Annotated in this window: 13 protein-coding genes and 1 tRNA gene; 7 read left to right on the top strand and 7 right to left on the bottom strand. The window is 63.4% G+C overall.

Translation table 11 applies throughout. From position 1 onward, the window contains the following. Positions 1-43 precede the first annotated feature (43 nt). Positions 44-277, top strand: coding sequence for a hypothetical protein (locus tag EP007_RS11560; protein ID WP_128477802.1), 234 nt, complete (start codon positions 44-46; stop codon positions 275-277). A gap of 55 nt (positions 278-332) precedes the next feature. On the opposite strand, the gene EP007_RS11555 is transcribed toward EP007_RS11560, so the two are convergent. Next, positions 333-1,157 carry a halocin C8-like domain-containing protein gene (locus EP007_RS11555; RefSeq protein WP_166035560.1) on the bottom strand — a complete coding sequence of 275 codons (825 nt, stop codon included), beginning with the start codon at positions 1,155-1,157 and terminating at the stop codon, positions 333-335. Between the two features lie 98 nt (positions 1,158-1,255). Here EP007_RS11555 and EP007_RS17520 point away from each other — a divergent pair, with 98 nt between their 5' ends. Next, on the top strand, positions 1,256-1,429 hold the full coding sequence (locus tag EP007_RS17520) for a hypothetical protein (protein WP_166035558.1): 174 nt from the start codon (positions 1,256-1,258) through the stop codon (positions 1,427-1,429). 36 nt (positions 1,430-1,465) lie between these two features. On the opposite strand, the gene EP007_RS11550 is transcribed toward EP007_RS17520, so the two are convergent. Further along, on the bottom strand, positions 1,466-1,906 hold the full coding sequence (locus EP007_RS11550) for a hypothetical protein (protein WP_128477800.1): 441 nt from the start codon (positions 1,904-1,906) through the stop codon (positions 1,466-1,468). A gap of 168 nt (positions 1,907-2,074) precedes the next feature. Here EP007_RS11550 and EP007_RS11545 point away from each other — a divergent pair, with 168 nt between their 5' ends. Continuing rightward, positions 2,075-2,353, top strand: a complete 279-nt coding sequence (locus EP007_RS11545) for a toxin-antitoxin system TumE family protein (RefSeq protein ID WP_128477799.1) — start codon at positions 2,075-2,077, stop codon at positions 2,351-2,353. Positions 2,354-2,553: 200 nt separating this feature from the next. Then, positions 2,554-2,988 (top strand): HVO_A0114 family putative DNA-binding protein, encoded by a 435-nt coding sequence (locus tag EP007_RS11540; RefSeq protein ID WP_128477798.1) that lies wholly within the window; start codon positions 2,554-2,556, stop codon positions 2,986-2,988. A gap of 98 nt (positions 2,989-3,086) precedes the next feature. Here EP007_RS11540 and purB read toward each other — a convergent pair whose 3' ends face one another. Next, positions 3,087-4,472 (bottom strand): adenylosuccinate lyase, encoded by a 1,386-nt coding sequence (gene purB / locus EP007_RS11535; RefSeq protein WP_128477797.1) that lies wholly within the window; start codon positions 4,470-4,472, stop codon positions 3,087-3,089. 167 nt (positions 4,473-4,639) lie between these two features. Here purB and EP007_RS11530 point away from each other — a divergent pair, with 167 nt between their 5' ends. Then, complete coding sequence (locus EP007_RS11530; protein WP_128477796.1) at positions 4,640-6,265, top strand: formyltransferase family protein; 1,626 nt, start codon at positions 4,640-4,642, stop codon at positions 6,263-6,265. Between the two features lie 116 nt (positions 6,266-6,381). Here EP007_RS11530 and EP007_RS11525 read toward each other — a convergent pair whose 3' ends face one another. Then, on the bottom strand, positions 6,382-7,335 hold the full coding sequence (locus EP007_RS11525) for a phytoene/squalene synthase family protein (protein WP_128477795.1): 954 nt from the start codon (positions 7,333-7,335) through the stop codon (positions 6,382-6,384). A 180-nt stretch (positions 7,336-7,515) separates the two neighbouring features. Between EP007_RS11525 and EP007_RS11520 the strand changes: the two genes are divergently transcribed. Both EP007_RS11520 and EP007_RS11515 read left to right on the top strand, forming a co-directional pair. Further along, complete coding sequence (locus EP007_RS11520; RefSeq protein WP_128477794.1) at positions 7,516-8,604, top strand: saccharopine dehydrogenase family protein; 1,089 nt, start codon at positions 7,516-7,518, stop codon at positions 8,602-8,604. Between the two features lie 224 nt (positions 8,605-8,828). Next, positions 8,829-9,167 carry a hypothetical protein gene (locus tag EP007_RS11515; RefSeq protein WP_128477793.1) on the top strand — a complete coding sequence of 113 codons (339 nt, stop codon included), beginning with the start codon at positions 8,829-8,831 and terminating at the stop codon, positions 9,165-9,167. Positions 9,168-9,347: 180 nt separating this feature from the next. On the opposite strand, the gene EP007_RS11510 is transcribed toward EP007_RS11515, so the two are convergent. The 3 genes from EP007_RS11510 to EP007_RS11500 all read right to left on the bottom strand — a co-directional run bounded on the left by EP007_RS11510 (position 9,348) and on the right by EP007_RS11500 (position 11,834). Next, positions 9,348-9,422 (bottom strand) — tRNA-Thr (locus EP007_RS11510). 67 nt (positions 9,423-9,489) lie between these two features. After that, positions 9,490-10,470, bottom strand: a complete 981-nt coding sequence (locus EP007_RS11505) for a class I SAM-dependent methyltransferase (protein WP_128477792.1) — start codon at positions 10,468-10,470, stop codon at positions 9,490-9,492. Between the two features lie 47 nt (positions 10,471-10,517). Further along, positions 10,518-11,834 (bottom strand): cation:proton antiporter, encoded by a 1,317-nt coding sequence (locus EP007_RS11500; RefSeq protein ID WP_128477791.1) that lies wholly within the window; start codon positions 11,832-11,834, stop codon positions 10,518-10,520. Between the last annotated feature and the right edge of the window lie 3 nt (positions 11,835-11,837).

Below are 11,837 nucleotides of genomic sequence, written 5' to 3'. Positions count from 1 at the left end.
CTGACACAAGAGATTTAGTCAGAGACAGAGTACAGAGAAATATATGGCTGACAGACCCAAATCGTTCAGGTACACGCGCCAACAGTGGGTCTTCATGTTGGTATTCGCCGCCGTGACAGGTGTGACGTGGTATCTGACTGAGCCGACCTCCTCACGGTTCGGGTCAGCAGTAATTGCGGGCCTCGGGGCGTTCCTGATGATGGCCCTCGTATTCCGACTATCCGGCGAACAGACCAGACAGACGGTCCTCGACCTGATAAGCTTTCTTTTCCCTTAGGTCGAAGAAGAAAAGACAGCAAACGAGGAGCTAACTTTAGTCTGCAGAGCCGGAATTACAGGTAGGGAATGTCAATTTGGATGATGCCGCCGGGCTTCTGGTCTGGTCCGCAGGCACCGATACCGGATGGCTTGCAGATGGTGGCCGCGACCCGATTACCACAGCCGGAAGCCTTCTTGGCGACGAAACAGACCGCCTTCACGAACGTCGTACACGCGATGCTGCCAACGACTGTGATACCGAGAAGCAGACAACTGAGCGTTCCTCCAGCGTTGCACACAGCGGTACAGAGCAGTTTGGAGGCTTCGTAACACTGGCTACACTCGTTTACTTTGATAACGTCTGGAAGGTCAACTTGCGTCGTAACGCCGTCCTGTGCGGTGGTTGCCTCCCGACCGGCCTCCAGTTCGTCAATCGCACGCTGGAGCGCGTCGCCGTCGGGTTCGAGCGTCCGTTGCTCGATGGCACCATCGACAAGTTCGTATTTTTCGGTTTTGAGCCACAGCCCCTCGGCGGTGTGGTATTCGAGGTCCAACGTTGCAACCTCAACGGTGTCGGCTTCCATGTCCCGAGCGACGACTATCATCGCATCCACGTTCTCGCGCGGTTCGTCCAGACGGTACTCAACGACTTCCCGCTTCAGTTGTTCGGTCTCAGTTCGGGCCGCAAAGAGGTTGTCCGCACTCCATTTGAAGCTATATCCCAACTTGTCCGCCTTGGCGAGCAACATCTCGAACGCCGTCGTGTCGGCGAGGTCCCGTGCGAGCGAGAACTTCTGGTCATCTTCGAGGATGGTGACGGGATCGGCGGTTGACCCGTCAGCGGCCGCCATCGACACGCTGAACGTCGAACCGAGCCCGACCATGCCGGTTCCAACCATTCCTCGCAATACGTCCCGTCTATCTACATTATCCTCGGACATCAGATTAAGATGTAAACTCTAAAAACTTTAATTTGGTGTTTTGTATATTAGATATTATGTGGTGTTCTGAGAACGATATGGGTAACGCCGACCTCAACGATACGGCCCGCTCGGCACTCACGACGGGAGCCAGAGCATCAACGTCTTGGTTGGTACGAGAGCGTGAACCTCGACTGGAGCTACACCCGCCCGCGGTCACGATCACTGACGAATTCGAGGTCAACGCCTGAGCGAAACCGCCGAGCGCGACCGCTCGGTTACCACGCTCAGCGCCGCGTCCACACGACGGTTCGGTGAGGGAAGTGCTGTCGCCGGACGGCCTCGCTGACCGCGAGCAGACCCGCGGCGGCCATCGCTATCGAACTCGCGCCGAACTTCGTCCGCCAGTTGAAAAAGACGCGGCGAGTGACGAGATACGTCTCGCCGTCGCGCTGGACGGCTAACTTCCCCTTCGTCTTCCGCGGTCCCGGCAGTTCGGTCGGGTCGCGGACGACGAGTCGCTCGCCCGCGAGGACGCGCTGGACAGTTTGGCGGTCGCGCTCCGAGAGACTGTCGTAGACGACCAGCGACTCGGTGTCGTCGGGGACCTCTTTGACGGTGCCCAGCGACGTGACTTCGTACTCAAGCGCGCCGACGCCGACGACGAGCGCGCCGGTCAGCAGGAAGATGCCGACGATGAAGAGACCAAAGTAAACGCTATCGCTCACGTTCGGACGTATGAACGAGATTATAAATTGGTTTCGCTGATAGTGGGTTCTGTCGTGCGAACTGTTGGAGGGATTTCGATCTATGTTTGGCTCTGACCCCAAAGAAATATATCTTCCGCCTGCGTAACCGAACACGTCGCGCCGAGCGACGACGAGCGAGGAGAAGGCGTGAATTTAGAACAGAATCCACGCTTCGAGTTTCGTGACGGCAGTTTCGTCGAAGTCAGCGTCTCCCGCGTTCCCGAAAGCGAAATCCATGATCTTGGAATCAAGTACTCGTTCCAGTTCGTCAATCCGGACGGAACACCCATACTGCGGTACGACAATGCCCACGGCGTTCACGAGCGACACGAGGGCGACGGCGAGGGCATACCAATCGAGTACGAGGGGAGCGTGGAAGCGCACTTGGAGCAGTTCTTCGAAGAAGTCGAAGAACTGCAGAGGTAGACGCTACTGTCAGGTGTCGAGTCGAAGGGACGAGTCTCGTCTCTTGAGCAGGAGTCGCAGTCTCGCTACGAGGAGGACGCAACGAGATAGGAAACGAGATAGCAAACAGCAGTATCGACTTCCGGACTTCGGTCGTACACTCACCAAGTAAGTCAACTTGCCGCAGTCCGGCATACCGGAAGGCCATCCCACAAGACCGAATGTCAGACAGCAACGAAACGAATCAGAAAGATCAGAAGCTCCGAATCGAATCCAAGCCGTGGGAGTCGTTCAAAGAGCGCGCACTCGAATCTGCACGGGAGTTCGACCGCGGGGAGGAGAACGGTCCTCGCGTTCTGAGCTTCGAGGACCCGGAACGGATTCAGCGCCTCTTGACGCCGCGACGACTCGAACTGCTCCGCTCGGTCATGGAGAACTCGCCCGGAAGCATCCGACAGTTGTCCGACCGACTCGACCGGAACGTCAGCGACGTTCACGACGACGTGACGCTGTTGGAAGAGTACGGAATCATGGAGCTAGAACAGAACGGTCGCGCCAAGTGCCCCGTCGTCCCGTACGACGAAATCGAGATCGAAGTCACGCTATCGCTCCCGAACGGCGGTAACTCGAACGAGCGTAGTCCCGCCGCACCGTGATTGGAAGTCGGCTTTACCTTTTCATATCCATGTGCCCGAATAGCTGAGAAAAAGAGCAAAGACGATACTTACTGCCGAGACCGACCGGACCGCCGTCGTTACTCCCCGCCCAGCGACTCGACCATCGCTCCGGCGACGCCAGTGTACCCAGCGGGCGTCAGGTCCAGCAGTTCCTCGCGGGTCGCCTCGTCCACGTCGAGGTCCGCAAAGAGGTCACGGAAGTCTTCGAGGGTCACGCGCTGGCCGCGCGTGAGGTCCTTGACGCGCTCGTAGGCGTCGTCGTGGCCCTCGCGCCGGAGGATGGTCTGAACCGCCTCGCCGATGATTTCGGGGGTGTCGTCCAAGTCCTCGCGCATGACCTGTTCGTTGGGCACGACCTTGCCGAGTCCGGCCTGCAACTTGACGTAGCCCAGCAGGCAGTAGGCGAACGCCGCGCCGACGTTTCGCTTCACCGTGGAGTCCGAGAGGTCCCGCTGAAGCCGCGACGAGGTGACGTAGTCGCCGAGGAAGACGAGGTCCGAGTTGGCTTTCGAGAGGTTCCCCTCGCTGTTTTCGAAGTCGATGGGGTTGACCTTGTGGGGCATAGTCGAGGAACCGGTTTCGCCCTCCGTCACCTCCTGACCGAGGTAGCGGTCGCTGACGTAGCGCCACGCGTCGCGGTCCAAGTCGAGCAGGACGTTGTTCGCCCCGCGCAGGGCGTCGAACAGTTCCGCGAGGTCGTCGCAGGGGTTGACCTGCGTCGTGAGCGGTGCCCGTTCGAGACCGAGTCCCTCCACGAACTCCCCAGCGAACGCGGACCACTCCACGTCGGGGTAGGCCGCGACGTGGGCCGCGTAGGTGCCCGACGCGCCAGCCAGTTTGCCCTGAAGTCCGTCGCGGGCCTCTTTCACGCGACCGATGGCGCGGCCGAGGCGCGAGGCGAAGACGGCCATCTCCTTGCCAAAGGTGGTCGGGGTCGCTGGCTGGCCGTGGGTCCGCGCGAGCATGGGCACGTCCGCGTACTCGCGGGCGAGGTCTCCGAGCGCGTCCCGAATTTCGCCGAGTTCCGGCAGGAGAACGTCCTCGACAGCGCCCTTCACCAGCAAGCGGTAGGCGAGGTTGTTCACGTCCTCGCTGGTCAGCGCGAAGTGAATCCACGAAGACGCATCCGCTGTGTCCTCGGGCAGGTTCTCGCGGACGAAATACTCGACGGCCTTCACGTCGTGGTTGGTCGCCGAGTAGTCGCGGTAGCCCTCGGTCTCGATTCGCTTGACGAGGTCGGCGTCGTCCTCGTCGAACTCCTCGTAGAGGCTCCGCAGGTGGTCGCGGTCCGCGGCGGCCAGTTCCAGCGGGGTCGCGTCGAGGTCGGCCAGCGCGACCAGATACTCGACTTCGACTCGCACGCGAGCGCGCATGAGCGCGGCCTCGCTCGCGTACTCGCGCAGGGGTTCGGTCCGACCGGCGTACCGGCCGTCGAGCGGCGACACGGCGTAGAGGGAGTTCATGTGCCAATCTGGCCCGGCTGACGGCAAAAGCGTGTCGGTCGAAGTCGTCACAGACGTGTATATCGAAAGGGCTGAATCGGGTATAAAAGCCAAAAGTATCCTCGTTCGTGTATAATCTCTCGTTCGAGACCGCAATGCCTTTTTCCTCCGCGAGCGGGGGTTCGAACATGACTCGAATCGCTGGACTCGCCAGTAACCGCGGACGGAACCTGATGCACCTCGCCGACCGCGCCCCCGGCGGCGCGGAAGTCGGCGTCGTGGTGACCAACGACCCGGACGCGCCCGTGCTGGAAGCCGCAGAGAAGCGCGGGATTCCCACGGAAGTCGTAGAGCGAGGCGACGACGAGAGCAGACGCGATCACGAGGAGCGCGTGGTCGGCGCGCTCGAAGCATACGACTTCGACCTCGTCTGTCTCGACGGCTACATGCGCATCCTCTCGGACGCGTTCTTGGACGAGACGCCCCTGACGCTGAACGTCCACCCGTCGCTGCTGCCGTCGTTCCCCGGCATGGACGCCCACCGGCAGGTCCTTGACGCGAGCGTGAAGGCCACCGGGTGTACGGTCCACGTCGTCACCGACGCCACCGACGACGAGGGCGCGGTCGTCGAGAGCGAGGTGGACGCCGGACCCATCGTCACTCAAGAACCGGTCCCGGTCTACACAGACGACGACGAGGCGGACCTGAAAGAGCGCGTCCTCTACGAGGGCGAGTTCAGGGCCTACCCGCGCGCGGTCAAGTGGTTCGCCGAGGGCCGACTCGACGTGGACGCCGAGGCGGGCGCGGTCCGTGTCGAGGGCGACGAGGACGGCCAGTTCCCGGTCCGAAAGCTCGAATCGGCCGACCGCGCCGCGAACCTGCGCTACGGCGAGAATCCCCATCAGGACGCCGCGCTCTACGGCGACGCCACCTGCGAGGAGGCCAGCGTCGTAGACGCCCCCCAGTTGAACGAGGGCGCGAAGGGGATGGGCTACAACAACTACAACGACGCCGACGCCGCGCTGAATCTGGTCAAGGAGTTCGACCGGCCCGCCGCGGCGGTCATCAAGCACACGAACCCGGCGGGGTGTGCCACCGCCGATTCGCTTGCGGAGGCCTACGAGCGCGCGCTCTCGACGGACGCCAAGAGCGCGTTCGGCGGTATCGTCGCGCTGAACCGCGAGTGCGACGACGCGACCGCAACGCAGGTAATCGACTCGTTCAAGGAGGTCGTCGTCGCGCCGGGATACACCGACGACGCGCTGGCGACCCTCCGCGAGAAGGACAACCTGCGCGTGCTGGATGTCCGAGACGAAGAGACGTTCGCGGACATCTCGGAGACGACCACCGAGAAGGACCTCGTGGGCGGCCGACTCGTCCAGGAGCGCGACCTGCAAGCGCCGACCCGCGAGGAGTTGGAGGTCGTCACGGAGCGCGACCCCACCGACGACCAACTCGGCTCGCTGCTGTTCGCGTGGCAGACCATCAAACACGTCAAGTCCAACGCCATCCTGTTCGCCGACGGCACCGAAACCGTCGGCGTCGGGGCGGGGCAGGTCTCCCGAGTGGACGCCGTCGAGATTGCGAAGATGAAGGCCGAGAAGGACGCCGAGGGTAAGTCCGCCGAGGGCGCGGTCATGGCCAGCGACGCCTTCTTCCCCTTCCCGGACGCCATCGAGGCGGCCGCCGAGGCGGGCATCGAGGCCGTGATTCAGCCCGGCGGGTCGGTCAACGACGACGACGTAATCGAGGCCGCCGACGAACACGACATAGCGATGGTGTTCACCGGCAGTCGGTGTTTCCGGCACGACTGACCGTCGGGAAGGAGTCGCCGGAGGCTCGTCAGAGCTTGCCTCTAACGGCGTTTCCGGCACGACTGAGGAGTAACTACGGAATCGATTTTCTCGGAAAATCGGACGCCGCGGCCGACTCAGTCAGCCTGCGGCGTCCCTTCGGGGTGGTGGCTCGCGTGGCCGCTCTCGGCTTTCGGGATGGCGCTGACCGCCCGAAACACGGTAACTGGGTCCCGTGACTTCTGCCAGTGCCAGCGCGTCTTCGCCCAGAGCCACGCCGCGCGAAACGCCCCGACTTCGGGCGGCGACGAGAACACGTCGTAGTCGAGCGCCCGGATGAGGCGGTGATGCTCGGCGTAGAGTACCGCGGCGTATAGCACCGCGAACTGGCAGTCCTCGGGCAGATACTCGATGCCCGCGACGCCCTCGCGGTACTTTCGCTCGGCGCGGCGCAGTTCGTCGGCCATCGCGGCCCGGAAGCCGTCGGTCGGGTTGCAACGCCGAATGTCGGCCTCCGTGACGCCGTGTCGGTCGCGGGTGTCGCCGGGGAGATAGATGCGGTCGTGGTCCTCGATGTCCTCGCGCACGTCGCGCAGGAAGTTCGTCAACTGGAACGCCTCGCCGAGCGCGACCGCGTGAGGCTTCGCTCGTTCGGGTTCCTCGACGCCTATCACGGCGTTCATCATCACGCCGACGGCGGCGGCCGACCCGCGCATGTACTCCGCCAGTTCGTCGTAGGACTCCCAGCGATTCTTCTCGATGTCCGAGAGCATCGCGTCGATGAATATCTCTATCTCCTCGTCGGGAATCCCGCGGTTCTCGCTGACCTCTTGGAAAGCCGCGAGAACGTCGTCGTCGGTCTCTTTCCGGCCCAGCGCCTCTGCTCGAAGTCGTTCGAGTCGCTCGCGTTGCTCCTCGGGCGGCAGGTCGGTCGCGCCGTCCACGACCTCGTCGGCCACGCGGAAGAACGCGTAGACGACGTACGTCGGGTCGCGGACCCGCTCGGGGAGCAACCGCGTAGCGAAATGGAAGGTTCTGCCGGTTCGCTGCTGAATCGTCTTGCTCCGTCGGAGTTGTCGGTCGGTGACCATTATGTCTCCTGTGTTGTGCAGAGTCCGGCCGAACAGCAGCGGCCCCCGCAGCGTTCGGTTTAGGGATTCGTTCGGGTTAACTGTTGGCGTTGGGAATATCTGTGTGACTGACTGGACTTGTCGTGTCTTTCCCCGCCGGTGGCCCTGCGAGTTTTACGCCTGACCGTGTAATCCGAACGCATGACCGACGAACTGCTCGTCTACGGGTCGTACGGATACACGGGCGCGCTCGTCGCCCAGAGCGCGCTGGAGCGGGGGCTGACACCGGTCCTCTCGGGTCGGTCGGCCGAGAAAGTCGAGGCGCAGGCGACCGACCTCGGTCTCGACCACCGCGTGTTTAGCCTCCAACATCCCGAGGTCGTCGAGCGACAGGTTGCGGGGTTCTCGGCGGTGTTGAACTGCGCGGGTCCGGTCTCGGAGACCGCCGAACCGCTCTACTCGGCGTGTCTGAACGCGGGCACCGACTACCTCGACATCACGGGTGAACTCGACGTGCTGGAGGCCGTCGCGGGGCGCGCCGACGAGGCCGAGGCGACCGACGTAACCCTGCTCCCGGCGGTCGGTTTCGACGTGGTGCCGACCGACTGTCTCGCTGGCTATCTCGCCAACGCGCTCCCGTCGGCGACGCGACTCACGCTCGCCATCGACGGGATGGGGACGCTCTCGTCCGGCACCGCCAAGTCCATCGCGGAGGGACTGGCCCGGCCGGGCGCGGTGCGCGAGGACGGGCGGATTCGGTCGGTTCCCTCGGCGTGGAAGACCCGCCGCCTCGACTTCGGCCGCGGTCCCAAGCCCGCGGTGACGATTCCGTGGGGCGACGTGTCGTCGGCCTACCACACCACCGGAATTCCGAACATCGAGACCTACGCCACGGTCCCGGAGTATGCCGCGACGGTGATGGCCAATACCCGACCGCTCGCGCCGCTGTTGGGGTCGCGGCCAGTCCGGAGCGCGCTGAAGGCCGTCGTTGACAGGGTGGTCTCGGGACCCACCACCGAGGAGCGCGCCCGGAACTCGGCCCGCGTCTGGGGCGAGGTCGAGGACGACGACGGCAGGCGCTTCGCGGCCAGAATGCGAACGCCCGACCCCTACAGCCTGACCGCCCGGACCGCGGTCGAGGCCGCCCGGCGGGTCGTCTCCAACGAGGTCAAGGCGGGGTTCCACACACCGGCGTCGGCGTTCGGCCCGGAGTTCGCACTGGCGTTCGACGGCGTGGAGCGCGAGGACGTGCGGGGGGTTTCGGAGGTTGAGCGGAGCGTGGAGGGTTGAGGAGAGACCGTTTCCATACTTCATCTACGGACGGGGCGCTCGTCGAGGTCGGCGGCGAGGCCGGTCAATGATAACGGCGAACGGGAGAACGTTGGCGAGTTCTTCGCAGTAGGTATCTTCCGAGATGACGATGTCCCTCGCAAATTTGAGAATAGGTAACGTACATCTATTGTAAATTTAACTAAGAAATTATTAACCACCTATAGGACTTTTATTTTAGTGCTATGGGAGAAAAAGATAGCACGAGTCGGCGTAGCGTCCTCAAATCGGCCAGCGTCGCGTTCGTCGCGGGTACCACGGCCCTCGCGACGGCCGGTAACGCCTCGGCGTCCCACAACGAGTGGAACGTGGGCGACATCGTTTCGACCGACGGAAAAGTTCCCGGTTGGACTGACCGATGTGGCACCGGCGATTTCGACCGCTACATTGACGGTCAACCGGGCGAGATCGTCGACGGACCCTGCTACAATGGTTCCTACAAGTTCTGGAAAGTCGAGCTAAGCAACCTCGGCGACGTGCGGTGGTTCAGACAGGACTTTCTCACGAACGAGCGCGACGGATAGTCAGGTCGCGTAGCCACTTTATTCAGTTCGACACGTAATTCGCGGAAAAGGAAGGTGGAGGGATTTGAACTGCGTCGAGACGGTCCGGGCGTGCGGCCGTCGGCCGTTCCGGGCATGCGACTCGTCTCGATCAAATCCCACCACGGAACGCTCCTCAGCCTCACTACGTTCGGCAGAAAGAGCCGGTGGAGGGATTTGAACCCTCGGCCTATTCCTTACGAAGGAATCGCTCTAGCCAGTCTGAGCTACACCGGCGCGCTACTCTGTCTTCACTACTTACTACCCTCGACAGACAAAATAAGGCTTCCGAAATCGCCCGCCGTTAGCGAGACAGTCGCACGTCGAGACAGACGTTGAGTTCGTGGGGCGCGTACGACCGGACGACGTGGCGTGTCTCGACTTCGACCTCGTACTCGGGTTCCGCGGCGGCCCGAATCGCGGCCTCGCCCGGCCCGAAGGGGTCGTCCTCGTGCTGGATGTCGTAGTAGTGGAGAACGCAGTCGTCGCCAGCAAGTTCGACCGCCGCGTCGAGGAACTCGTCGGCGCTGTGGGGCAGATTCATCACCGCGCGGTCGGCCCAGTCGGCGTAGTCGCCAGCCACGTCCCTCACGTCTCCTTGAGTCGCGGTCACGCGCTCTTCCACGTCGTTTCGGCGCGCGTTCTCGTGGAGGTATTCGACCGCGCGCTCGTTCAGATCGACGCCGACGACCTCCGCGTCGCGCTTAGCGAAGGGGACGACGAAGGGACCGACCCCGGCGAACATGTCGAAGGCGCGCTCGCCGGAGTCCACCTGCTCGGCGACGCGGTGGCGCTCGGTGGCCAGTCGCGGCGAGAAGTAGACCTCGGCCACGTCGAGCAGGTACTCACAGCCGTACTCGCGGTGGACCGTCTCCGTGCTCTCGCCGACCAACACCTCCCAGTCGCGGACACGCAACTCGCCTTTCACCTTCGAGGCGCGATTGACGACCGTCTCGACGGGGATGTCCGAGACCATCACGGCGTCGGCGATTTCGCGGGCGGTATCGGGGTCGTCCTCGTCCAGAATCACGATGTCGCCGAGTCGTTCGTAGGTGGGTTCGAAGCCGAGCAGGTCCGCGGGCGTGTCCGGCGTCTCTCGGTCGCCGACAGCGCGCGAGACGATTGCCATATCCTCGGGCACCGCCTCGTCGTCGGTCACCGGCAGGTAGAGATAGCCGTCCTCGACCTCGATTTCGAACTCGGCGGCGAGCAGTCCGTCGTCGGCCAACCGCTGGCGGGTCTCCTCGCCTCGTTCACGCTCGACGCGAACGCACGGCACTTCCATACCTCCGTTTTTCGGGGTGTGGCGGTAAGGGTGACGCTTCGCGTCGGCTACGAGGCGTCGGCCTCCGAAGTCTCCGAGGGCGTGCGCTCGTCAGGTCGCCTACGGTCGAGCGCGTCCATCACGTAGTTCGCCGAAATCCCGTGGATAACGATGGACGCGAGGACGACGAACCCGAGCAGCGCCCAGAGCTTGTCGGCCGCGACGAGCAGTTCTATCTCGCCGAACGACGCCTCGTTGAGCGCGAACGCCAGATAGTAGAACGAACCGATACCGCGAATCCCAAAGGCGGAGACGACGAGTCGCTCGCTCCACGGCAGCGACGAGCCGAGCATGCCGATGACTCCGGCGACCGGACGGACGACGAAGATGAGCGTGAGACCGACGACGATATCAAGCAGGGTCAGCGGAGCCAGCAACCCCCCGGCGATGGCTCCGCCGAACAGCACCAACACCGTCGCCATCACGATTCGCTCGATCATCACCGCGTAGTCGTGCAGGGCGGTGTAATACTCGTGTTCCCACTCGTAGTGGCGGAGTTCGACCGCGGCGACAAACACCGCGATGAAGCCGTAGCCGTGGACGAGTTCGGTCGCGCCGTACGTGATGAGCGTGACCGCCAGCGCCTCCGCGCCCTCCATGACCTTGCCCAGTTGGGTCGTGACGCTCTCGCTGAAGATGACCCGCGCAAGCACCTGTCCGGCGAGATACCCCATCACGACGCCGACCGCGATTTCGTAGAGGAAATGCATGAGGAACCACTCTCCGAGCCAATCGAGCGAGGACGCTCCGGCGGCCGCCGCGATAGCGATAGCGAGATGGGTGAACGGGAAGGCCAGTCCGTCGTTGAGACCTGCCTCCGAGGTGAGCGCGAACCTGACTTCACCCTCCTGTTTCTTGGGGTCGATCTCCTCGTCCATCTCTTCGGTCGGCGGCGTCGCCTGCACGTCGGAAGCCAGCACCGGGTCGGTGGGTGCGACGACAGCCCCGAGGAGGACGGCAGTGGACACGAGCGTTCCCAACACACCCCACCCGAGAAGCGCGGTAGCGAGTATCGTCAGCGGCATCGTGATGGCGAGGAGACGCCATGTGTTCGACCACGCCTGCCACTCGAACGGACGGTCGAGTTTCAGTCCCGCCCCAGTCAGCGCGATTATCACGACGAACTCGGTGAGTCGTTCGGCGAGGTCCCCGTGTTCGACCGGGTCGGGTATCTCGACCCCGAGCGGGAGCGAGAACAGCAGCGCTCCGGCGACGACGTATATCAGCGGAAACGACATCGGCTTGTCCGAGAGGACCCGCGGCAGGACCACAGCACCGAAGATTGCAATACCGGCGACGAGCAACGCGGCTTCGTAAGCGCCCATTGG

This window comes from Halorussus pelagicus (assembly GCF_004087835.1).
GTDB lineage: Archaea > Halobacteriota > Halobacteria > Halobacteriales > Haladaptataceae > Halorussus > Halorussus pelagicus.
Note: the sequence above shows the minus strand (reverse complement) of the source record. Positions and strands in the feature narration are given on the sequence as shown.